The organism is Pseudomonas sp. TE3552 (genome assembly GCF_056278945.1).
In genome coordinates this window covers 3510818-3531792 of sequence record NZ_JBWBQJ010000001.1, presented here as the reverse complement: position 1 = coordinate 3531792, position 20975 = coordinate 3510818, and the positions used below count along the sequence as shown (strand labels likewise).

22 protein-coding genes are annotated in these 20975 nt (G+C 58.5%); 15 read left to right on the top strand and 7 right to left on the bottom strand.

Features of this window, described 5'->3' with window-relative positions; all coding sequences use genetic code 11:
- The first annotated feature begins 76 nt into the window (after nt 1–76).
- From sucC to ACZ9BB_RS15815, 5 genes are all read left to right on the top strand, one after another.
- Entirely contained in the window at nt 77–1243 is a 1167-nt protein-coding gene (sucC, locus tag ACZ9BB_RS15835; protein ID WP_007919879.1) for an ADP-forming succinate--CoA ligase subunit beta, read from the top strand.
- Nucleotides 1243–2124 carry a succinate--CoA ligase subunit alpha gene (gene sucD, locus ACZ9BB_RS15830; RefSeq protein WP_007919877.1) on the top strand — a complete coding sequence of 294 codons (882 nt, stop codon included), beginning with the start codon at nt 1243–1245 and terminating at the stop codon, nt 2122–2124. Before sucC ends, sucD begins: the two co-directional genes overlap by 1 nt.
- A 476-nt stretch (nt 2125–2600) precedes the next feature.
- Entirely contained in the window at nt 2601–3914 is a 1314-nt protein-coding gene (gene brnQ, locus ACZ9BB_RS15825; protein ID WP_476214553.1) for a branched-chain amino acid transport system II carrier protein, read from the top strand.
- A gap of 166 nt (nt 3915–4080) precedes the next feature.
- The gene (locus ACZ9BB_RS15820) at nt 4081–4818 is read left to right on the top strand and encodes a DUF599 domain-containing protein (RefSeq protein WP_476214552.1); all 738 of its coding nucleotides are present in this window, start codon (nt 4081–4083) and stop codon (nt 4816–4818) included.
- Nucleotides 4818–5219, top strand: a complete 402-nt coding sequence (locus ACZ9BB_RS15815) for an MAPEG family protein (protein ID WP_476214551.1) — start codon at nt 4818–4820, stop codon at nt 5217–5219. The genes ACZ9BB_RS15820 and ACZ9BB_RS15815 overlap by 1 nt, the downstream gene beginning before the upstream one ends.
- Before the next feature lie 77 nt (nt 5220–5296).
- On the opposite strand, the gene ACZ9BB_RS15810 is transcribed toward ACZ9BB_RS15815, so the two are convergent.
- Nucleotides 5297–5542, bottom strand: a complete 246-nt coding sequence (locus ACZ9BB_RS15810) for a hypothetical protein (RefSeq protein WP_476214550.1) — start codon at nt 5540–5542, stop codon at nt 5297–5299.
- Between the two features lie 157 nt (nt 5543–5699).
- On the opposite strand from ACZ9BB_RS15810, the gene ACZ9BB_RS15805 reads away from it, so the two are divergent.
- From ACZ9BB_RS15805 to ACZ9BB_RS15790, 4 genes are all read left to right on the top strand, one after another.
- Nucleotides 5700–6176 carry a PaaI family thioesterase gene (locus ACZ9BB_RS15805; protein ID WP_476214549.1) on the top strand — a complete coding sequence of 159 codons (477 nt, stop codon included), beginning with the start codon at nt 5700–5702 and terminating at the stop codon, nt 6174–6176.
- Complete coding sequence (locus tag ACZ9BB_RS15800; RefSeq protein ID WP_476214548.1) at nt 6173–6625, top strand: PaaI family thioesterase; 453 nt, start codon at nt 6173–6175, stop codon at nt 6623–6625. The genes ACZ9BB_RS15805 and ACZ9BB_RS15800 overlap by 4 nt, the downstream gene beginning before the upstream one ends.
- Nucleotides 6626–6706: 81 nt before the next feature.
- On the top strand, nt 6707–8611 hold the full coding sequence (gene htpG / locus ACZ9BB_RS15795; RefSeq protein ID WP_476214547.1) for a molecular chaperone HtpG: 1905 nt from the start codon (nt 6707–6709) through the stop codon (nt 8609–8611).
- Nucleotides 8612–8678: 67 nt separating this feature from the next.
- Nucleotides 8679–9407 (top strand): dienelactone hydrolase family protein, encoded by a 729-nt coding sequence (locus tag ACZ9BB_RS15790; RefSeq protein ID WP_476214546.1) that lies wholly within the window; start codon nt 8679–8681, stop codon nt 9405–9407.
- 109 nt (nt 9408–9516) lie between these two features.
- Here the strand turns inward: ACZ9BB_RS15790 and ACZ9BB_RS15785 are convergent, their stop codons facing one another.
- The 5 genes from ACZ9BB_RS15785 to purM form a co-directional block, all read right to left on the bottom strand.
- Nucleotides 9517–10377, bottom strand: a complete 861-nt coding sequence (locus ACZ9BB_RS15785; protein WP_476214545.1) for a pirin family protein — start codon at nt 10375–10377, stop codon at nt 9517–9519.
- A gap of 61 nt (nt 10378–10438) precedes the next feature.
- A complete protein-coding gene (locus tag ACZ9BB_RS15780; RefSeq protein ID WP_476214544.1) occupies nt 10439–10855 on the bottom strand; it encodes an OsmC family protein in 417 nt (138 codons plus the stop codon).
- A gap of 78 nt (nt 10856–10933) precedes the next feature.
- Nucleotides 10934–11647 (bottom strand): DUF3108 domain-containing protein, encoded by a 714-nt coding sequence (locus ACZ9BB_RS15775; protein ID WP_476214543.1) that lies wholly within the window; start codon nt 11645–11647, stop codon nt 10934–10936.
- Between the two features lie 8 nt (nt 11648–11655).
- Nucleotides 11656–12306, bottom strand: a complete 651-nt coding sequence (gene purN, locus ACZ9BB_RS15770) for a phosphoribosylglycinamide formyltransferase (protein ID WP_476214542.1) — start codon at nt 12304–12306, stop codon at nt 11656–11658.
- Nucleotides 12306–13364: a phosphoribosylformylglycinamidine cyclo-ligase gene (gene purM / locus ACZ9BB_RS15765; protein WP_476214541.1), complete on the bottom strand. Its 1059-nt coding sequence runs from the start codon at nt 13362–13364 to the stop codon at nt 12306–12308. Before purM ends, purN begins: the two co-directional genes overlap by 1 nt.
- Before the next feature lie 373 nt (nt 13365–13737).
- On the opposite strand from purM, the gene ACZ9BB_RS15760 reads away from it, so the two are divergent.
- From ACZ9BB_RS15760 to ACZ9BB_RS15735, 6 genes are all read left to right on the top strand, one after another.
- Nucleotides 13738–14796, top strand: coding sequence for a DUF2066 domain-containing protein (locus ACZ9BB_RS15760; protein WP_476214540.1), 1059 nt, complete (start codon nt 13738–13740; stop codon nt 14794–14796).
- A gap of 29 nt (nt 14797–14825) precedes the next feature.
- Nucleotides 14826–15899: an AI-2E family transporter gene (locus tag ACZ9BB_RS15755; protein WP_476214539.1), complete on the top strand. Its 1074-nt coding sequence runs from the start codon at nt 14826–14828 to the stop codon at nt 15897–15899.
- Between the two features lie 503 nt (nt 15900–16402).
- Nucleotides 16403–17107: a DnaA regulatory inactivator Hda gene (gene hda, locus ACZ9BB_RS15750; RefSeq protein WP_007898944.1), complete on the top strand. Its 705-nt coding sequence runs from the start codon at nt 16403–16405 to the stop codon at nt 17105–17107.
- A 224-nt stretch (nt 17108–17331) separates the two neighbouring features.
- Nucleotides 17332–17970 carry a C40 family peptidase gene (locus tag ACZ9BB_RS15745; protein WP_476214538.1) on the top strand — a complete coding sequence of 213 codons (639 nt, stop codon included), beginning with the start codon at nt 17332–17334 and terminating at the stop codon, nt 17968–17970.
- Nucleotides 17971–18136: 166 nt separating this feature from the next.
- A complete protein-coding gene (locus ACZ9BB_RS15740; RefSeq protein ID WP_007936074.1) occupies nt 18137–18673 on the top strand; it encodes a C40 family peptidase in 537 nt (178 codons plus the stop codon).
- A gap of 231 nt (nt 18674–18904) precedes the next feature.
- Nucleotides 18905–19567 (top strand): O-methyltransferase, encoded by a 663-nt coding sequence (locus tag ACZ9BB_RS15735; RefSeq protein WP_476214537.1) that lies wholly within the window; start codon nt 18905–18907, stop codon nt 19565–19567.
- Nucleotides 19568–19598: 31 nt separating this feature from the next.
- Here the strand turns inward: ACZ9BB_RS15735 and ACZ9BB_RS15730 are convergent, their stop codons facing one another.
- Complete coding sequence (locus ACZ9BB_RS15730; protein WP_476214536.1) at nt 19599–20912, bottom strand: PQQ-dependent sugar dehydrogenase; 1314 nt, start codon at nt 20910–20912, stop codon at nt 19599–19601.
- Nucleotides 20913–20975: the final 63 nt, after the last annotated feature.

The following is a 20975-nucleotide window of genomic DNA, read 5'->3' as shown; positions in this document are numbered from 1 at the left end:
CAGCAGTCACAGGTGGTGCGGCACTTGAATGAGTGCAGCACCGAATGCGCAGTACCTAACGAAGACGGTAATAAGCATGAATCTTCACGAGTATCAGGGTAAGCAGCTGTTCGCTGAGTACGGCCTGCCAGTATCCACCGGTTACGCGGTAGACACCCCGGAAGCAGCAGCAGAAGCTTGCGACAAAATCGGCGGCAGCGAATGGGTTGTCAAAGCCCAGGTTCACGCCGGTGGTCGCGGTAAAGCGGGCGGCGTAAAGCTGGTTCGCAGCAAAGAAGACGCTAAAGCATTCGCACAGCAGTGGCTGGGCAAGCGTCTGGTGACTTACCAGACTGACGCCAATGGTCAGCCAGTCACCAAGATCCTGGTTGAATCGTGCACTGATATCGCTAAAGAGCTGTACCTGGGCGCTGTCGTTGACCGTTCGAGCCGTCGCATCGTGTTCATGGCTTCCACCGAAGGTGGCGTGGACATCGAGAAAATCGCTCACGACACTCCAGAAAAAATTCTGAAAGCCACTATCGATCCACTGGTTGGCGCTCAGCCATTCCAGGGTCGCGAGCTGGCATTCCAGCTGGGTCTGGAAGGCAAGCAAGTTGCTCAGTTCGCCAAGATCTTCGTAGGTCTGGCCAAGCTGTTCAAGGATCACGACCTGGCTCTGCTGGAAGTGAACCCGCTGGTGATCAAGGCTGACGGCGATCTGCATTGCCTCGACGCCAAGATCAACATCGACGCCAACGCCATGTACCGTCAGCCTAAGCTGAAGACTTTCCATGATCCGTCGCAAGACGATCCGCGCGAAGCGCACGCTGCCAAGTTCGAACTGAACTACGTAGCGCTGGAAGGCAACATCGGTTGCATGGTCAACGGTGCTGGCCTGGCCATGGGTACCATGGACATCGTCAACCTGCATGGCGGCAAACCAGCCAACTTCCTCGACGTGGGCGGCGGTGCTACCAAAGAACGCGTGACCGAAGCGTTCAAGATCATCCTGTCCGACACTAACGTCGCTGCAGTACTGGTCAACATCTTCGGCGGCATCGTTCGTTGCGACATGATTGCCGAAGGCATCATCGGCGCTGTGAAAGAAGTCGGCGTGAAAATCCCGGTTGTTGTTCGCCTTGAAGGCAACAACGCTGAGCTGGGCGCTAAAGTACTGGCAGAAAGCGGTTTGAACATCATCGCTGCTACCAGCCTGACCGACGCTGCTCAACAAGTTGTCAAAGCTGCGGAGGGCAAATAATGAGCGTCCTGATCAATAAAGACACCAAAGTTATCTGCCAGGGTATTACCGGTTCGCAAGGTAGTTTCCACACCCAGCAAGCCATCGAGTACGGCACCAAGATGGTTGGTGGTGTAACTCCGGGCAAAGGCGGCACCGAGCACCTGGGTCTGCCAGTGTTCAACACCGTGAAAGACGCTGTAGCTGCCACTGGCGCCACCGCCAGCGTGATCTACGTTCCAGCTCCTTTCTGCAAGGACTCGATCCTGGAAGCTGCCTTCGGCGGCATCAAGCTGATCGTGTGCATCACCGAAGGCATTCCTACCCTGGACATGCTGGACGCTAAAGTTAAGTGCGACGAGCTGGGCGTAGTCCTGATCGGCCCTAACTGCCCAGGCGTGATCACCCCAGGCGAATGCAAGATCGGCATCATGCCAGGTCACATTCACTTGCCAGGCAAGGTCGGTATCGTTTCCCGTTCCGGCACCCTGACCTACGAAGCTGTGAAGCAGACTACTGACGCCGGTTTCGGTCAGTCGACTTGCGTCGGCATCGGTGGTGACCCGATCCCGGGTTCGAACTTCATCGACATCCTGAAGCTGTTCCAGGAAGACCCGAAGACCGAAGCGATCGTGATGATCGGCGAGATCGGCGGTTCGGCTGAAGAAGAAGCGGCTGCCTACATCAAGGCACACGTGACCAAGCCGGTTGTTTCCTACATCGCTGGTGTGACTGCTCCTCCGGGCAAGCGCATGGGCCATGCTGGCGCAATCATCTCTGGCGGCAAAGGCACTGCAGACGAGAAATTCGCTGCTCTGCAAGACGCAGGCGTTAAAACCGTGCGTTCGCTGGCAGACATCGGCAAGGCCCTGGCCGAGCTGACCGGTTGGGCTGTCAAGTAAGCCTCGCGCTTAACTGACGCTTCACCAAACAAAGGCCGCCTTCGGGTGGCCTTTGTCGTTCCCGGGGTTTGAGATATTCGCAGCGCTTATTGTGGCGAGGGAGCTTGCTCCCGCTGGGTTGCGAAGCGACCCCAAAACCTGCACTCGCGTTACATCAGGCAGTGTGTGTTTGTCTGTTTGCGTCTGCTGCGCAGCCGAGCGGGACGGTGCGGCGATCCGACAAGCTCCCTCGCCACAGGGCGGTTGTGAAATTTAGATATGTAAACGCGACATTGAAATGTCGCGTATCGGATAGTTCGCCCTGTAATAGTGCGTTTGTCAGACAAATTCGTTACGCTAGCCGCCATTTTTGCGTCTGCGGCCCACAAGGCAGCGGCGCGCTAAACGGGTCAGTCCTATACGGATCGACAGCATTTCCCTCACCCATAAGGGAAATCCCTCTCTAAATTCCGATTCAGTAGTGTGGTATTTCCTTAATGAAAGTGTTGAAAGGCCAGGACATCCTGGCACTGGGTTTTATGACGTTTGCCCTGTTCGTCGGGGCTGGCAACATCATCTTCCCGCCTATCGTCGGTTTGCAGTCCGGGCCTAATGTCTGGATGGCGGCGCTGGGTTTCCTGATCACTGCGGTCGGCCTGCCGGTGATCACCGTAGTCGCCCTGGCCAAGGTCGGTGGTGCAATGGATGCATTGAGCAGCCCGATCGGTAAAGTTGCCGGTGGCCTGCTGGCCGCTGCGTGCTACCTCGCTGTCGGCCCGTTGTTCGCGACGCCGCGCACCGCGACCGTGTCGTTCGAAGTGGGCCTGGCGCCGATAACCGGCGAGAGCCCGTTGGCACTGTTCCTCTATAGCTCGGTGTATTTCCTGCTGGTGTTCTTCATCTCGCTTTACCCGGGCCGTCTGCTGGACACCGTAGGACGCTTCCTCGCACCGCTGAAGATCATCGCCCTGGCCGTTCTCGGCATCGCGGCGTTCGCGTTGCCGGCTGGCGATATCGGCGTGGCCACCCCTGAATATGTGGCGGCACCGTTCTCCCAGGGCTTCATCAATGGTTACCTGACCATGGATACGCTGGGCGCCTTGGTATTTGGCATTGTCATCGTCAATGCCATTCGCTCTCGTGGTGTGGAATCGCCAGCCCTGATCACCCGTTACGCGATCATTGCCGGGCTGATTGCCGGTGTGGGCCTGGCGCTGGTTTACGTCAGTCTGTTCCGACTCGGTTCGGGCAGTCATGAAGTGGCCGTCGGTGCGACCAACGGCGCAGCGGTATTGCACGCCTACGTTCAACATACTTTCGGCTCCCTGGGCAGTGGTTTCCTTGCGGTGCTGATTTCGCTGGCCTGTCTGGTCACAGCGGTCGGCCTGACCTGCGCCTGTGCTGAATACTTCAGCCGTGTACTGCCGCTGTCCTACAAGACGCTGGTGATCATCCTGGCTGCGTTCTCCCTGCTGGTGTCCAACCTGGGCCTCACCAAGCTGATTGCGTTCTCGATTCCGGTGCTGACCGCCATCTACCCGCCGTGCATCGCCTTGGTGGCGCTGAGCTTCTGCAAGGACTTCTGGCATGAGCAAAGTCGTATCGTCGGGCCGGTGATGCTGGTGTCGTTCATCTTCGGCATGATCGATGCGCTCAAGGGCGCCGGTCTGGCAGACTGGATGCCGACTCAACTGGCTCACCTGCCGCTGAGCGAGCAGGGCCTGGCATGGCTGGTGCCGTCGGTCATGACACTGGTGGTTGCGGTGGTCTGCGACCGCCTGCTGGGCAAGCGCGAAGAAGTGCTGGCTTAAGCTGCTACCGGGCCCGCCACAAGCGGGCTTGAGCTGCAAATGAAATGCCCCGTATCAATCGATACGGGGCATTTTTTATGCGTGTGATGCAGTGTCTTTTTCCATGAGCTAACGTCGAAGCACTATCCGCAGGTTTCATCATCGCCTACACATCACAAGGAACTGCATGTCGTTCATTCACACCAATCTGATCCATCTCATCGCCGCGCTCTGGTTTGTCGTTTGCTGGGGCGGCTACACCCGTTATGCGACATGGAAGGGCCGCGACACCGCGTGCCTGGCCAGCGTGCTGCACCTGTATCGCGAAGACTGGATGCGCCGCATGCTGCTGCGTGACAACCGTATTGCCGATGCCAGCGTGATCGGTAACCTGGAGCGCAACGCCTCGTTCTTCGCCTCCAGCACATTGATTATCCTGGCCGGTATTCTCACGGTGCTGGGGGCGTCTGAAAGAGCCGTGTCGTTGCTGGCGGATATCCCGATGGTGCAACAGGCATCCCAGGGCATGTCGGAGATCAAGTTGTTGTGCCTGGCGCTGGTGTTCGTCTATGCGTTCTTTACGTTCAGCTGGTGTATGCGTCAGTACAACTTTGCGGCCATTCTCGTGGGTTCCGCACCGATGATCGGTGAGCGCCATGTGTCCGAGCAAGAACGTAAAGCCTTCGCTTCCCGTGCAGCCCGTGTCATCTCCATGGCGGCCAACCAGTTCAACTTCGGCCTGCGTTCCTATTACTTCGGCATGACCATGCTGGCGTGGTTCGTTAGTCCCTGGTTGTTTATGTTGATGAGTGCCGGCGTCGTGCTGGTGTTGTATCGCCGCGAATTTCACTCCGACGTTCTCGATGTGATGGTCTATACCCCCACAGAGGCGCCATTGCCTGAAGTTAACAAGGAGGCTGCTTGATGAGTATTCCGTTCTGGTGTGTGTTTATCAGTGCATTGTTGATTTTCGTGGCAAAGATCCCGGTGGCCAAAGCCATGAACGAGCAGGGTGGTTACAACAATCACCTGCCGCGCCAACAGCAGGCGCAACTTACAGGCTTCGGTGCCCGTGCATTGGCGGCCCATCAGAACAGTTTCGAGGCGTTCATGATCTTTGCGGTGGGGGTGTTGATGGCGCACACCACGCAGACGGCGGGATGGCTGATCGATGCTCTGGCGATAGTCTTTGTGATCGCGCGCATCATATATCTGTTGTGCTATTGGGCGGACTTGGCCTGGCAGCGCAGCCTGGTGTGGTTCGTCGGCTTAGTGTGTTCGTTGTTGCTGATGATTAGTCCGACTTTTAGGACGATTTTGATCTAATACTGCATTGCAAACAAAAGCCGCAGATAAAAGAAAACCCGCACTTGGCGGGTTTTCTTTTGTCACTAAAAACGTTTTTAGTTTTTAGGAGCTTCTGGCGCGGCTTCTTTTGTCGCTGCTGCGTTCGATTCGGCCTGAGCTTTGGCAGCTTCGGCGTTTTCTTTTGCTGCCTCGTTCACTTTATCCTGAGCTTCGCTCATTTTTTCTTGAGCTTGCTCAGCATGTTTGGTGGCTTCTTGAGCTTTGTCCTCGGATTTTTTATCGCAGGCAGCGAGACCGAGGGAAGCGGTCAACATCAAGGCAATAGCTAAAGTCTTACGCATGGGGTGTTTCTCCTGATGGAAAGTATCTACTGGCCTTTCGAGCGCAGCCGACAGCTTTAAGTTCCTCAATTCGTTCAGATATATAAGTTTGTTTTTCTGCGGAACTTTTACCCACTAGCCTGCTACTTTGCCGGGACACTAAGAAGAGTTTTATCAAATGGCCGAAAACCCCGTTTTTGAGCGTGCGACGCGATTCCTGTCGGCGTTGCGGCATTGTCAGGTACTCGGAATGCGCGTACACAGCGCGAGCAGCGAAGGGTTGACGGTGATTCTGCCGTACAGCCCACAGATCGTTGGCAACCCACAAACCGGGGTGATACATGGCGGCGCGCTGACCTCGCTGATGGACACCGCCTGCGGCATGGCCACCCTCTGTGTACTGCCTGAGTTCGAAGTCTGCCCGACGCTCGATTTGCGCATCGACTACATGCACGCCGCCGAGCCGCACAAGGATGTGTACGGTTTTGCCCAATGCTACCGAGTGACCACCGACGTGATCTTCGCCCGCGGTTTTGCCTATCAGGACGATCCCGAACAGCCCATCGCCCATGTGGTGGGTACGTTCATGCGCATGGGCAAAGGCGTAAAAGGTACCCAAGGTTTTGCCGGTGCGATTGCCGGAGGTGCGAAATGACCGACACGTTCAAGGAGCAATTTCAACAGGCTCATGCGCAGGGGGACTACGCTTCGCTGCTGCAGATGATTCCCTACGCCGGGTTGATTGGTGTCGAATGTTCGCGAGTGGGGGATGAGCTGCTGTTTCGCCTGCCAGCCAACAAGGACAACATCGGCAATCCTTTATTGCCGGCGATCCATGGTGGGGTGATTGCCGGGTTCATGGAGCTGTCGGCGGCGCTGCACCTGCTGATTTGCACCGGTTCGCCCGGCGTGCCGAAAATTATCGACTTTTCCCTCGACTACCTGCGTACGGGGCAGTTTCGCGATACCTGGGCCAGATGTCAGGTTTGCCGACAGGGGCGTCGGGTGGCAAACGTGGCGATTACCGCTTGGCAAAGCACTGAATCCGAACCCATTGCCACGGCCCGTGCCCACTTCAAAATCGAAGAGCCCTTGAAATCCTGATCTCAGCCCCCAACTTTGATGACAACCCGCCGCCGACCCTCAAGGTCGCGGCCACTGCCATCTGATTGGAGTTTGATGACCATGAGTGTGGAAACTCAAAAGGAAACCCTGGGCTTCCAGACCGAGGTGAAGCAACTGCTGCACCTCATGATCCATTCGCTGTATTCCAACAAGGAAATTTTCCTTCGCGAATTGATCTCGAACGCCTCTGACGCTGTCGACAAATTACGCTTTGAAGCGCTGGCCAAGCCTGAATTGCTGGAAGGTGGCGCTGAACTGAAAATCCGTGTGAGCTTCGACAAGGACGCGAAAACCGTCACCCTCGAAGACAACGGCATTGGCATGAGCCGCGAAGACGCGGTCACCCATCTGGGCACCATCGCCAAGTCCGGCACGGCCGATTTCATGAAACACCTGTCTGGTGATCAGAAAAAAGATTCGCACCTGATCGGTCAGTTCGGTGTCGGTTTCTACTCGGCGTTCATCGTCGCCGACAAAGTTGATGTATTCAGCCGCCGTGCCGGCCTTGCTACCAGCGAGGGTGTGCACTGGTCGTCCAAGGGCGAAGGCGAATTCGAAATCGCCACCGTCGAGAAAGCCGACCGCGGTACGCGCATTGTCCTGCACCTGAAGTCCGCTGAAGACGAGTTCGCCGATGGCTGGCGTCTGCGCAACATCATCAAGAAGTACTCCGATCACATCGCCTTGCCGATCGAGTTGCCGAAAGAAGTGGCAGCCGTCGAAGGTGAAGAGCAGCCGGCCGTTGAGTGGGAAACCGTCAACCGCGCCAGCGCCCTGTGGACTCGCCCTCGCACTGAAGTGAAGGACGAGGAATACCAGGAGTTCTACAAGCACGTTGCCCATGATTTCGAAAACCCGCTGAGCTGGAGCCACAACAAGGTCGAAGGCAAGCTCGAGTACACCTCGCTGCTGTATGTGCCGACCCGTGCGCCGTTCGACCTGTACCAGCGTGAAGCGCCGAAAGGCCTGAAACTGTACGTACAGCGCGTGTTCGTGATGGATCAGGCCGAGTCGTTCCTGCCGCTGTACCTGCGCTTCATCAAAGGCGTGGTCGACTCCAACGACCTGTCGCTGAACGTGTCGCGGGAAATCCTGCAGAAAGATCCGATCATCGACTCGATGAAGTCGGCGCTGACCAAGCGCGTCCTGGACATGCTGGAAAAACTGGCGAAGAACGAGCCCGAGCAATACAAAGGCTTCTGGAAGAACTTCGGTCAGGTCATGAAAGAAGGCCCGGCAGAAGATTTCGCCAACAAAGAGAAAATTGCTGGCCTGCTGCGTTTTGCATCCACTCAGGGCGATGACGGCGAGCAAGTTGTAGGTCTGGCCGACTACCTGGCCCGCGCCAAGGAAGGTCAGGACAAGATCTACTACCTGACTGGCGAAACCTACGCGCAAGTCAAAAACAGCCCGCACCTGGAAGTCTTCCGTAAGAAAGGCATCGAAGTGCTGCTGCTGACCGACCGCATCGACGAGTGGCTGATGAGCTACCTCAGCGATTTCGACGGCAAGAGCTTTGTCGACGTGGCGCGCGGTGATCTGGACCTCGGTAACCTGGACTCGGAAGAGGACAAGAAAGCCGCGGAAGAAGTCGCCAAGTCCAAAGAAGGTCTGGTTGAGCGTCTGAAGACTGCACTGGGCGATTCTGTTGCTGAAGTGCGGGTTTCCCACCGTCTGACCGATTCCCCGGCGATTCTGGCCATCGGCGAGCAGGACCTGGGCCTGCAAATGCGTCAGATCCTGGAAGCCAGCGGTCAGAAGGTTCCGGATTCGAAGCCGATTTTCGAATTCAACCCGGCTCACCCGCTGATCGAGAAGCTCGACAACGAGCAGAGCGATGAGCGCTTCGGCGACCTGTCGCACATTCTGTTCGATCAGGCGGCCCTGGCGGCCGGCGACAGCTTGAAAGACCCGGCCGCTTATGTGCGCCGTCTGAACAAGCTGCTGGTTGAACTGTCGGTTTAACCAAGTTGTATAAAAACCCGCTTCGGCGGGTTTTTTCATTCTGGTGCTTTTTTACTGGGAGTCAGTTATGAGCCAAATCACTGTTCGTTCCGTTGCCTATCAGATTGATGGCCAGTCGTATGAAAGCCGTCTGGCCTTCGATGCCGACCATAAAGGCCCGCGCCCGGGTCTGTTGATGGCGCCGAACTGGATGGGCGTCAGTGCCGGTGCCGAAGAAATCGCCAGGTCGGTGGCCTCCAAGGGCTACGTGGTATTGATCGCGGACCTCTACGGCCAAGCGGTTCGTCCGCAGAACGGCGACGAGGCAGGCGCGGCGATGATGCCGTTGAAGAATGATCGCGCCTTACTGCGCAAACGCATGCAGGCTGCCTTCGAACAGCTGCAAAGTCAGGGCGAAGCGGCGGTCGATACCTCGAAACTGGCGACGTTCGGTTTCTGCTTTGGTGGTTGCTGTGCGCTGGAATTGGCGCGTGCCGGTGCGCCAGTGAAAGCGGCGGTGTCGTTCCACGGCACCCTCGATACGCCGAACGTGAACGATGCGAAAAACATCAAGGGCTCGGTGCTGGTGCTGCATGGCGCTGCCGATCCGTTGGTGGCGAAAGAGCAGCTGCCGGCGTTTGAAGCTGAAATGAATGCCGCTGGTGTGGATTGGCAATTGCTGAGCTACGGTGGCGCAGTGCATTCGTTCACCGATCCCCGTGCCAACGTGCCGGGGACGATGATGTATGACGCGAAAACGGCCGCTCGTGCGTTTACGTCGATGCATAACTTGCTGGATGAAGTGTTCAAGGGCTGATTGCCCTTCAGATCAAAAGATCGCAGCCTCGTTTCACTCGACAGCTCCTACAGGGGGCGCGTACCTCTGTAGGAGCTGTCGAAGGCTGCGATCTTTTGATGTTTACGCGCTACGGCAACTCAATCCGTTCGCTTTCCCCCGGCACTGTCGGCCAATCCCCGGCCGCCCAGCGCCGACGTGCCTCATCGATCAATGCCGGGTCACTGGCCACGAAATTCCAGTTGATCCGTCGCGGCCCATCCAGTGGCGCTCCGCCAAACAGCACGGCATGACAGTCGCTCTCGGCGAACAGCGTCATCTCTTCCCCGGTCGGCAGCACCACTAGTGTGTAGGGTTCCAGCAGCTCGCCATCGAGCTGCGCCGCGCCGCTCAACACATACAGCGCTCGCTCTTCGTGCTCAGTGGGTATGAGCAACGTGGTCGCCGTTTGCAGGTTCAATTCGGCATACAGCGTAGGGGAAAGCACCGGGACCGGCGATTCGAGGCAAAAGCCTGACCCGGCGATCATTCGTATCTTCACCCCAAGGTTATCGCTGACTGGCAGCGTGGCGGCCGGATGGTGGCTGTAGTGCCCCGGACCGTGTTCACGGTCCTTGGGCGAAGCCAGCCAGATCTGCAAGCCGTGCATGGTGAAGCCGCTTTCCTTCAATGCTTCGGGCGTGCGCTCGACGTGGGCGATTGCACTGCCGGCGGTCATCCAGCTGGCATCACCGGTGTCCACCACCTGATCGGAACCGAGACTGTCCTTGTGCTGGATTTTCCCTTCGAACAGGTAGGTGAGGGTGGACAGACCGATGTGCGGATGCTGACGGATGTTCATGCCTTTACCCGGTGGATAGCGGGTTTCGAGCATGTGGTCGAAAAACACGAAAGGTCCGACGTTGCGGCATTTGGCTGACGGCAAAGGCCGAAGGATCGGCTGGCCTTCGACATCTTCGGCGCGGGGACGGATCACGAGCGGAGTGTTCATGGTGCATTCCAGGCTGAGCGGGTGACGCAGGGAGCATAACCCGCTTGCGCGGCCCTTGCCGCTATTGGCTGAAGGCACCTTCGGACAGATGGGTTTCGATACTGACTTCAGAGGTGGTCATCAGCTTGTGTACCGGGCAGCGGTCAGCCACACGATGCAGCTCGTCGCGCTGGGCGTCGGTGAGTACGCCTTTGAGTGTGAGTTCGACGTGCAGGGCGTATTTGCCTTTCTGTTCTTCACTGTTGTCGCGCTTTACCTCAACCTCGACGCCTGTCAGCGGGATGTTCTTTTTCTTGGCATACATTTTCAGCGTCAATGCCTTGCAGGCACCGAGGGCTGCGTCGAAGTAGTCGTGTGGTTCAGGCGCGGAGCCTTCGCCGCCAGAGGTTTTCGGCACATCGGCAAAGAGTTCGTGGTCATCGATCTGGACGCTGTGACGAAAACCTTCGGCAGAGACTGTATTGACGGTAACGGTCATGGAAACCTCGCAGGCATTAGGAAGAAGTCATTCGATCAAAAAAGCCCCGCGTTTGCGGGGCTTTCGTGTCGTTGCGGATCAGCTGCCTTTGACTGTCTTGCCGTTGACCGTACCGTCGAGGAGCATGATGTTGTACTCCTTGCCGTCGGTTTCGACTTGTTGCAGACGGACCAGCAGGTAATCCCAGTCCTTGGCGAACCACAGCACGGTGATGCGCTTGCTTTGTGTCGGATCGCGCACGCGCTCGACCTTGATCGCATCGATCTGGCCAGCCTTGGTGTCGACCTTCTCCGAACCCAGTACGCGGAAGTCATAGGTATCGACTTCGCCGCCATCGACGACCGGGTAGCTCATGGTCTTTTTGCCGGCCGCCACATCGTGCTGCAAGGCCAGTTGATAGGTGGATTTGTCGACCATGCCGCGATTGAGCGGGATCTTGACCGGATCGCCGCGATCAGTGCCGGTGACCATCTTGTTGGTCCAGTCGAAGTCCAGATCAGCTTTCTTGGCTTTGCCCAGGCCACCGCGTTCGAAGTGGTAGGACTGTGGCAGCAGCGTGTCCTTGTCCAGGGTCAGGGTGCTTTCTTCGGTCAGGCTGGCGATCATCATCGACGCCTTGAAGCTGAGTTTCCAGACGCCGTTGGCTGCCTTGGTCAGGCTGCGCTCGGCGGTGCCGCTCATGGGCAGTTGCTTCCAGTCGGCGGTGTAGCTGGCGGAGAACGGTTGAAGGTCTGCGGCCTGCGCAAACGGCAGGGCAAGCAGAGCACAAGCGAAGAGCAGGGCACGACGCATAAAATCTCCTAGGTTCGAATCAAGTGGCCGCTGGCCGCGAGCAACTGTCCATCCAGTAAAGCACCTTGTTCGTCGAGCGCTAAACGACCTTCGGCAAACCAGCGTACGGCCATCGGGTAGATCAGGTGTTCCTGGGTATGGACTCGCTGCGCCAGGCTCTGCGGCGAATCGTGCAACTCTACCGGTATTACTGCCTGTACGACCAGTGGTCCGCCATCGAGTTCCTCGGTGACGAAGTGCACGGAACAGCCGTGTTCAGTATCGCCGGCCTCCAGCGCGCGCTGATGAGTGTGTAACCCTTTGTATTTGGGCAGCAGCGAGGGATGGATATTGAGCAGGCGACCCGAATAGTGGCGCACGAAGTCAGCGCTGAGAATGCGCATGAAACCGGCCAGTACCACGAGTTTTGGGTTGAAGGCGTCGATCAGTTCGATCAGCGCGGCATCGAAGGCCTCGCGACCTTCGAAAGCCTTGTGATCCAGGGTGCGGGTGTCGATACCCGCGTCCCTGGCGCGTTGCAGGCCGTAGGCGTCGGCGCGGTTGGAAATCACCGCAGCGATGCGGACCGGGCTGTCGCCGGTCCGCGTGCTGTCGATCAAGGCCTGCAAGTTACTGCCGGTGCCGGACAGCAGCACCACCACATCACAGGTCTGGGACATTAATGAGCCTTGAGGTTCTTCAGTTCGACCTGGGCCGCGCCTTCGGCAGCGGTGGAGATCTGACCGATGACCCATGGTTGCTCGCCGGCTTCACGCAGGACCTTCAGCGCGGATTCAACGTGCTCTTGAGCGACGCAGATAACCATGCCGACGCCGCAGTTCAGCACGCGGTGCATTTCGGTTTCGTCGACGTTGCCTTTCTCTTGCAGCCAGTCGAACACGGCAGGGCGAGTCCAGCTTGCAACGTCAACCACCGCTTGAGCGCCTTTTGGCAATACGCGCGGGATGTTGTCCAGCAGGCCGCCACCGGTGATGTGGGCCATGGCTTTGACAGCGCCGGTGTCCTTGATCAGCTTGAGCAGCGGCTTCACGTAGATACGGGTCGGGGCCATCAGCAGGTCAGTCAGCGGTTTGCCGTCGAGCTGGATGTTCTCGATGTCGGAACCCGACACTTCGATGATCTTGCGGATCAGCGAGTAGCCGTTGGAGTGTGGGCCAGAAGACGGCAGGGCGAGCAGGGCATCGCCGGCAGCGACTTTGGAACCGTCGATGATTTCGGATTTTTCCACGACGCCGACGCAGAAACCGGCCAGGTCGTAGTCTTCGCCTTCGTACATGCCAGGCATTTCAGCGGTTTCGCCGCCGACCAGGGAGCAGCCGGACAGTTCGCAGCCGGCGCCGATGCCGGTCACAACTTGTGCGGCGGTGTCGACGTTGAGTTTGCCGGTGGCGTAGTAGTCGAGGAAGAACAGCGGCTCGGCGCCGCATACCACCAGGTCGTTCACGCACATGGCCACCAGGTCGATGCCGATGCTGTCGTGCTTGTTCAGGTTCAGCGCCAGGCGCAGCTTGGTACCGACGCCATCAGTGCCCGAGACCAGTACTGGTTGCTTGTAACCGGCCGGGATTTCGCAGAGGGCGCCGAAACCGCCCAGGCCGCCCATGACTTCCGGGCGCGCAGTGCGCTTGGCGACGCTCTTGATGCGTTCGACCAATGCTTCACCGGCGTCGATGTCTACACCGGCGTCCTTGTAGCTCAGGGAGGGTTGCTTGCTCATGATCCAGGCCTTTAGGGGGGATTCAGGGGTAACGACCGAGTCCAGTGGGGCCACTGAAGCTGGCGAAGGGCAATGCCGTACGCGAATTTCAGGGCGCCCGGCTGTTGCCGGTCTGCGAAGGCGCGCGATTTTATCAGGCTTGAGGGGCAGCGGCCATCCTCGTGCCGACGGGCAGGGGCATATCGCGTTAAAAAAACCGATATTGCCCGTGTTAGTGGCGTCCCGGTTGGCTGTATAAGGTATCGACGTTAACCGTCTATCGTTATGACAGTGCGAAAACTTACCGGGACCGGGTGAATGTTTTGCGTGGGCGTGTGGTCACAGCCTAGTTCATGCGGTCTGTTCCAGCCGCTCTTGTCGTCAGGAATCTTTCATGCGTTTTCTTAAATTCATGTTCGTGGGCTGTTTATCCGTGGTCAGCCTGAGCAGTCATGCTGAAACCGTCAAAGGCCTCTATCAAGTGCGCCAACCTGTTAGTAGCCAGACGCCGGAGGAGCGCGATCAGGCGACTCAGCGGGCGCTGGAAACGCTGGTGTTGCGCCTGACCGGCGATCCCAAGGCTGCGCAGAGCCCCGGTCTGGCGGCCGTGCGTAAAGACCCTCAGCAGATTATCAGCCAGTTCGGTTACGACGCCGGGCCGCCGGAGGTCTTGAAAGTCGATTTCGATCCGGCCACCACCGAACAGGCGTTGCGCCGTGCCGGGTTGCCTGTGTGGAGCGCCAATCGGCCATCGATCCTCGGCTGGTGGTTGAACGACTCCACCGAAGGTTCGAGCCTGGTGGGCGATGGCCAGGCCAGCGCAGCGCCCCTGCGTCGGGCGGCTCAGCACCGTGGGCTGCCGTTGCGTCTGCCGCTGGCGGACCTGAATGAACAGATCGTCGCCACTGCGCCGAATCTGGAAAGTGCAGACCCTGCGCCGCTGCAGGGCGCATCCGACCGTTACAATGCTGATGCCTTGCTGGCGGTGCATGCCCGTGAAGAGGGTGGCCAATGGCAAGCCAAGTGGCGTTTGTGGCTGGGCGATCAGAAAGAAGCCGGTAGCGTGCAGGGCGCCGATACCGCCGCTGTGGCCGATGCGGTGATGCTGGCGGTCAGCGAGCGTCTGGCAACGCGTTTTGTCGCCAAGCCGGGTGTGTCGAGCGAGCAATTGCTGGAAGTGCAGGGGATGAATCTGGAGCGTTATGCGACGCTCGGGCGTTTGCTGGAGCCATTTGGCGCGCGTCTGCAAAGCGTCGATGGTGACCGCGTGCTTTATCGCGTCAATGGCAGCCCCGATCAGCTGCGGGCGCAATTGTCGCTGGCGAAGTTGCAGGAAGTTCCGGCCGGTGAGGCGCCGGCATCCGTGGCACCTGTTCAACCCGTGGCTGCTGGCTCGGCACCGGCCGTAGCGCCAGCCCCGGCCCCGATGCCGCAGTTACGTTTTCGCTGGTAGTTTTCTTTATATAGAAGCAGGAGTGGTACATGGCCGATACACGGCGTTGGTTCTGGCTCGGTGGGGTGGTCCTGCTTTGCGCGTTTGTTTACCTGTTGCACCCGATCCTGACGCCGTTCCTGGTGGCGCTGTTGCTGGCTTATCTGTTCGACCCGTTGGTGGATCGCCTGGAGAAGTTCGGTCTGTCACGGACCTGGGGCGTGGTGGCGGTGTTCGCGCTGTTTACCTTGATCTTCACGACCTTGCTGTTGGTGTTGGTGCCGATGCTCGCCAAGCAGCTGTTTCGCTTGTACGAACTGGCGCCGCAGATGCTCGATTGGTTGCAGCACACCGCATTGCCGTGGGCGCAATCGAAATTTGGGCTATCGGATAATTTCTGGAAATTCGACAAGCTCAAGGCGGCGATCAGCGAGCACATGGGCCAGACCTCTGACATTGTTGGCGTGGTGCTGAGTCAGGCGACCGCTTCCGGTCTTGCGTTGATCGGTTGGCTGGCCAATCTGGTGCTGATCCCGGTGGTGAGTTTTTATCTGCTGCGCGATTGGGACCTGATGATGGCCAAGGTCCGTAGCCTGCTGCCGCGTGATCGTGAAAAGCGTGTCATGTCCCTGGCGGGCGAGTGTCATGAAGTGCTCGGGGCGTTCGTGCGCGGGCAGTTGCTGGTGATGCTGGCGCTGGGCGTGATCTATGCCGCAGGCTTGATGATGGTCGGGCTGGAACTGGGGCTGTTGATCGGTCTGATCGCGGGGCTGGCGGCGATCGTGCCGTACATGGGATTCGTTATCGGGATTGGTGCGGCATTGATCGCCGGATTGTTCCAGTTCGGTGGCGATCTGTATCCCATGATCGGTATCGTCGCGGTGTTCATGGTTGGCCAGGCGCTGGAAGGCATGGTCCTGACACCGTTGCTGGTGGGCGACCGGATCGGCCTGCACCCGGTGGCGGTGATCTTCGCCATCCTGGCAGGCGGCGAGCTGTTCGGTTTTACCGGTGTGCTGCTGGCATTGCCGGTGGCGGCGGTGATCATGGTCCTGGTGCGCCACGTGCATGATTTGTATAAGGACTCGGATATCTACGGCGGTGCCGACAAACTTGAACCATAAGGTTTTTTGATCGTTCGTAGCGGGCATTCCGGTTTCATGCCAGGTTTGCCCGCCTCCCTGGTCCGGCTGTCACTTGCGTGCGCCAAAGAAACTGTCATAAAACCAGTGCATCAGGGGGCGCTCTCAATTAGTTTTCCCGCCGCGTTGTCGCCTTAAAGCGGGCCAGGCAAGGCGCAGGCCGCTGGGAATGGTTGTTCCCTTTCCAAGGCCTGCAACGCAGCCTGGCCCGCTTTAAGGCACAACCCGAAGGGCCGGGCCTGCTGTTGTGCAGGGCTGCGTTGCTCGAAGCTTATTTGGAATGACCAAACTACGCTTCTCGCGCCTTGCCCTGCACAACAGCAGACCCGGCGCGGCGGGAAAACTAATTGAGAGCGCCCCCTAACTAACGCAAACCTTTGATTTTGCTTGTGGTCTGTCGCATTGTGCGGTCAGCTTCACGGGTATAAACTTCGCAAACTTTACACAGAGGCCACTAACGGTTCCTTTGGAACTGTTCAGTCAGCATGAAACCGATTCAGCTGCCCCTAGGTGTGCGTCTGCGTGATGACGCTACCTTTATCAATTACTACCCAGGCGCCAATGCCGCTGCACTCGGCTATGTCGAGCGGCTATGCGAAGCCGATGCCGGCTGGACGGAAAGCCTGATTTACCTCTGGGGCAAGGACGGGGTAGGGCGCACGCATTTGTTGCAGGCGGCGTGTCTTCGCTTCGAGCAGTTGGGGGAGCCGGCGGTGTACCTGCCGTTGGCCGAATTGCTGGATCGCGGTATCGAAATCCTCGATAACCTCGAACAATACGAACTGGTCTGCCTGGATGATCTGCAGGCGGTTGCCGGCAAGGCGGATTGGGAAGAGGCGCTGTTCCATCTGTTCAATCGTCTGCGGGACAGCGGTCGGCGTCTGCTGATCGCCGCCTCGACGTCCCCGCGCGAACTGCCGGTGAAACTGGCGGACCTCAAGTCGCGCCTGACACTGGCCCTCATCTTCCAGATGCGTCCGCTCTCTGACGAAGACAAATTGCGTGCCTTGCAGTTGCGCGCATCCCGTCGTGGCCTGCACCTGACCGACGAAGTCGGGCATTTTATTTTGACCCGTGGCACCCGCAGCATGAGTGCACTTTTCGAGTTGCTTGAGCGCCTCGATCAGGCTTCCCTCCAAGCTCAGCGCAAGCTGACAATCCCGTTCCTGAAAGAAACCCTGGGTTGGTAAAAAATCTGCCAAGCCCAGGTTTTACGCGGGGTTCGGCATATTCCAGGCGTCAAAAAAGCCGCTTTCCTGCATGGGGGCAGGCTGCGTCAAGATTCAAAATGGGCTTAAGCGCTTAGATGTAAACGGGAAACCGATAAGTCACATAAAGATCGATTGAATTTGCAAATGAGGTTGATAGCGGGCATAGTCTCGGCTTCTTCAAACTATCAGCCACGGTCGTGCCCATGCTAAATCGCTTCGCACCCCTCGTGCCTCTCGCACTCGTCACCCTGTTGTTCGGTTGCGCTGCCCACTCTCCAGTGTCCCAGCAAGAGCAACAACAGCGGGCTACAAATTCAGTTACCGCGCAATCTTCCGTGCTTTTCCAGCAAGATCTTTACCAGGAAGAAGTGGCCACCAATAAAGAACTGGCAGACTTCGCCGGCGGCAAGTCGTACCAGCTTCCGGTTCTGGCCGACAGTATCCTCGAACGTGGCATGTCCCTGATCGGTACCCGTTACCGTTTCGGCGGCACCTCCGAGGCAGGCTTCGACTGCAGCGGCTTCATCGGTTATCTGTTCCGCGAAGAAGCCGGTATGGACTTGCCGCGCTCTACTCGCGAAATGATCAACGTGAATGCTCCGCTGGTCGCTCGCAATAATCTCAAGCCGGGTGACCTGCTGTTCTTCGCTACCAATGGTCGTCGCGGTCGTGTCAGTCACGCCGGGATCTACTTGGGCGACAACCAGTTCATCCACTCCAGCAGCCGCAAAAGCGGTGGTGTCCGGGTCGATAACCTGGGCGACAGCTACTGGAGCAAGACCTTCATCGAAGCCAAGCGCGCACTCGCGATGGCGCCGACTATGGTCACTGTACGCAAGTAAACGTACGACTTGTAAGGCGAAGTTAAAGTCTTACTTGAAGTTTGCCGCGTAGCCGCTAGAATCCTGATCTATTATTGATGGCAAACCGCCTGCGTTCTGCGCAGGCGGTTTTCTTTTCTGTCTTCGGGGCAGAAAAAAGCCGCAGCCAGATCAGGATGTTCTGTTTATGACGATGTCGGCCCGCCTCGCACTCATGTTCTTCGCAGCGCTGCTCAGCGCCTGTGCCAGCCGTACACCACCCCCGGCGCCGGTGGTTCGCGCGCCCATTGTTTTCGGTTCCTCCCAAGCCTTTTCCCCTGCGGCAGAAGACGTGCTGTTTCGCGCGCTTGGTCTGGTGGGAACGCCTTATCGCTGGGGCGGCAACACGCCGGATTCCGGGTTCGATTGCAGCGGCCTGATCGGTTATGTCTATCGCGATGTTGCCGGCATTTCCTTGCCGCGCTCCACACGCGAGATGATCGGCATGCAGGCCCCCAATGTCGGCAAGGAAGGCCTGCAAACCGGTGACCTGATTTTCTTCGCCACCAATGGTGGTTCCCAGGTCAGCCACGCCGGGATCTACGTCGGCGAAGGCCGCTTCGTTCATGCGCCGGCCACGGGCGGCACAGTCAAGCTGGACAGCTTGTCCAAAGCTTACTGGCAGAAAGCCTATCTGAGCGCCAAGCGCGTCTTGCAGCCTGAGCACTTGGCACATAATCCCTAGGGCCCCCCCTAACGGTAATGCTGTTCATTTAGGCGCGCTCTTGGATCGTGCGTCCCTTTGTGGCGAGCGAGCTTGCTCGCGCTGGGCTGCGTAGCGGCCCCAAAAGTCTGACAATCATCGCCAATTTTTGTGAGTGCTACGCACTCAAGCGGGAGCAAGCTCCCTCGCCACAGGTTTCTCTGATTCAAGACTCTCTTAAGTGAATAGCATTACCCGCTGACGGAGGTTGTCATGACCGCTCGCACACTCAATCTCGACGATTCTCTCTACCAATACCTGCTCGACGTTTCCCTGAGGGAAACGCCACTGCTCAAGCGTCTGCGTGACGAAACCCAGGCGCTGCCCATGGCTCGCTGGCAGGTGGCGCCGGAGCAGGGGCAATTCCTCGCGTTGCTGGTCAAGCTCATTGGCGCCAGGCGTTTGCTGGAAGTCGGCACCTTCACCGGTTACAGCGCCTTGTGCATGGCCGCTGCATTACCAGATGACGGTTCGCTGATCTGTTGCGACATCCCCGGCGATTACAACGCCACGGCGCGCCGTTACTGGCAGGAAGCAGGCCTGGCCGGGCGCATTGATTTGCATCTGGCGCCCGCGCTGGAAACTCTCGCCCAGCTAGAGCAGCAAGGGCAGGGCGAGAACTTTGATCTGATATTCGTTGATGCCGACAAGGCTAACTATCCGGCTTATCTGGAGCATGCGTTGCGTTTGTTGCGGGTCGGCGGTCTGGCGGTGTTCGATAACACGCTGTGGAGCGGGCGGGTGCTTGAGGCGAATCCTGAGAGTGAAGACACCCGAGCCATCCAGGCGCTCAATCGCGCCTTGAAGGATGACTCGCGGGTGGATCTGTCGCTGTTGCCGTTGGGTGATGGCCTCACCCTCTGTCGCAAGCGCTGATCCCCCGCTCCCACAGGAATGTGTGTTGCAGTTATTGGGCTGCGCAAACGCGCCAAATCTTGTTCCCCACATCATCCGCCACCAACAGGCCGCCCTGCTGATCGATCACTACGCCCACCGGCCGGCCCATGGCTTTTTCGTCGTCGGTGAGGAAGCCAGTGAGCACATCCACCGGCTGCCCGGTCGGTTTGCCGGCGCTGAATGGCACGAAAATCACTTTATAGCCACTGTGTGGTTTGCGGTTCCATGAGCCGTGTTGGCCGATGAAGGCGCCTTGGGTGAATGGCGCTGGCAACTTGCTGCCTTCGGCGAACGTCAGGCCCAGCGATGCGGTATGTGGCCCCACCGCGTAGTCTGGCGCGATCGCCTTGGCCACCCGTTCGGGATTTTGCGGCGTTACACGCACGTCGACGTGCTGGCCGTAGTAACTGTAAGGCCAGCCGTAGAACCCGCCATCCTTCACTGAAGTGATGTAGTCCGGCACCAGGTCGCTGCCGATTTCGTCACGCTCGTTGACCGCCGTCCACAGCGCGCCGCTCTGCGGTTCCCAGGCCAGGCCGTTTGGATTGCGAATCCCCGAGGCGAAGATCCGATGGCTGCCGGTGGCGCGATCCACTTCCCAGATCGCTGCGCGTCCTTCCTCCTGATCCATGCCGTTTTCACCGACGTTGCTGTTCGAGCCCACGGTGACGTACAGCTTGCTGCCGTCCTTGCTGGCGATGACATTTTTGGTCCAGTGGTGATTCAGTGTGCCGCCCGGCAAATCAACCACCTTGATCGGCTGTGACTTGATCGCCGTCTCGCCGTTTTCGTAGTGGAAAAGCAGCAGGCGGTCGGTGTCGGCGACGTACAGGTCCTTGCCGACCAGCGTCATGCCGAAGGGCGAGTTGAGGTTTTCCAGGAATACCGTGCGGGTTTCGGCAATGCCGTCGTGGTTCTGGTCCCGCAGCAGGGTGATGCGGTTCGGGCTGGGAACGCCGGCACCGGCGCGGCCCATCACTTTGCCCATGACCCAGCCGCGTATGCCTTTGCCGTCATCGGGTTTGGGCGGCGCATTGGTTTCGGCCACCAGTACATCACCGTTGGGTAGCACATAGAGCCAGCGCGGATGATCGAGGCCTTCGGCAAATGCCGCGACTTGAGTGCCTGGCGCGGCGATGGGTTTCGCGCCAGCAGGCCAGCCGATCGCCGGGGCAATGTTCACCGTCGGGATCAGGGTTTTATTCGGTTCTGGCAGCTTGGGCGAGGGGCCTGTGCCATCCGAGACTTGCAGGCTGGAGGTTTCACCACAAGCGGCGAGCCCTCCGGCGAGCGCGATGATGAAAACGAGTTGGGGTTTGCGCATTACTGATCTTCCCTATGAATGCATTGACGTAATCATAGAGAAGCGTAGACACCCGATGGTTCA

What these genes read in the sequence shown, in the direction of transcription:
- sucC (WP_007919879.1), top strand. Translation starts at nt 77, where the DNA reads ATGAATCTTCACGAGTATCAGGGTAAGCAGCTGTTCGCTGAGTACGGC.
- sucD (WP_007919877.1), top strand. Translation starts at nt 1,243, where the DNA reads ATGAGCGTCCTGATCAATAAAGACACCAAAGTTATCTGCCAGGGTATT.
- brnQ (WP_476214553.1), top strand. Translation starts at nt 2,601, where the DNA reads ATGAAAGTGTTGAAAGGCCAGGACATCCTGGCACTGGGTTTTATGACG.
- ACZ9BB_RS15820 (WP_476214552.1), top strand. Translation starts at nt 4,081, where the DNA reads ATGTCGTTCATTCACACCAATCTGATCCATCTCATCGCCGCGCTCTGG.
- ACZ9BB_RS15815 (WP_476214551.1), top strand. Translation starts at nt 4,818, where the DNA reads ATGAGTATTCCGTTCTGGTGTGTGTTTATCAGTGCATTGTTGATTTTC.
- ACZ9BB_RS15810 (WP_476214550.1), bottom strand. Translation starts at nt 5,542, where the DNA reads ATGCGTAAGACTTTAGCTATTGCCTTGATGTTGACCGCTTCCCTCGGT.
- ACZ9BB_RS15805 (WP_476214549.1), top strand. Translation starts at nt 5,700, where the DNA reads ATGGCCGAAAACCCCGTTTTTGAGCGTGCGACGCGATTCCTGTCGGCG.
- ACZ9BB_RS15800 (WP_476214548.1), top strand. Translation starts at nt 6,173, where the DNA reads ATGACCGACACGTTCAAGGAGCAATTTCAACAGGCTCATGCGCAGGGG.
- htpG (WP_476214547.1), top strand. Translation starts at nt 6,707, where the DNA reads ATGAGTGTGGAAACTCAAAAGGAAACCCTGGGCTTCCAGACCGAGGTG.
- ACZ9BB_RS15790 (WP_476214546.1), top strand. Translation starts at nt 8,679, where the DNA reads ATGAGCCAAATCACTGTTCGTTCCGTTGCCTATCAGATTGATGGCCAG.
- ACZ9BB_RS15785 (WP_476214545.1), bottom strand. Translation starts at nt 10,377, where the DNA reads ATGAACACTCCGCTCGTGATCCGTCCCCGCGCCGAAGATGTCGAAGGC.
- ACZ9BB_RS15780 (WP_476214544.1), bottom strand. Translation starts at nt 10,855, where the DNA reads ATGACCGTTACCGTCAATACAGTCTCTGCCGAAGGTTTTCGTCACAGC.
- ACZ9BB_RS15775 (WP_476214543.1), bottom strand. Translation starts at nt 11,647, where the DNA reads ATGCGTCGTGCCCTGCTCTTCGCTTGTGCTCTGCTTGCCCTGCCGTTT.
- purN (WP_476214542.1), bottom strand. Translation starts at nt 12,306, where the DNA reads ATGTCCCAGACCTGTGATGTGGTGGTGCTGCTGTCCGGCACCGGCAGT.
- purM (WP_476214541.1), bottom strand. Translation starts at nt 13,364, where the DNA reads ATGAGCAAGCAACCCTCCCTGAGCTACAAGGACGCCGGTGTAGACATC.
- ACZ9BB_RS15760 (WP_476214540.1), top strand. Translation starts at nt 13,738, where the DNA reads ATGCGTTTTCTTAAATTCATGTTCGTGGGCTGTTTATCCGTGGTCAGC.
- ACZ9BB_RS15755 (WP_476214539.1), top strand. Translation starts at nt 14,826, where the DNA reads ATGGCCGATACACGGCGTTGGTTCTGGCTCGGTGGGGTGGTCCTGCTT.
- hda (WP_007898944.1), top strand. Translation starts at nt 16,403, where the DNA reads ATGAAACCGATTCAGCTGCCCCTAGGTGTGCGTCTGCGTGATGACGCT.
- ACZ9BB_RS15745 (WP_476214538.1), top strand. Translation starts at nt 17,332, where the DNA reads ATGCTAAATCGCTTCGCACCCCTCGTGCCTCTCGCACTCGTCACCCTG.
- ACZ9BB_RS15740 (WP_007936074.1), top strand. Translation starts at nt 18,137, where the DNA reads ATGACGATGTCGGCCCGCCTCGCACTCATGTTCTTCGCAGCGCTGCTC.
- ACZ9BB_RS15735 (WP_476214537.1), top strand. Translation starts at nt 18,905, where the DNA reads ATGACCGCTCGCACACTCAATCTCGACGATTCTCTCTACCAATACCTG.
- ACZ9BB_RS15730 (WP_476214536.1), bottom strand. Translation starts at nt 20,912, where the DNA reads ATGCGCAAACCCCAACTCGTTTTCATCATCGCGCTCGCCGGAGGGCTC.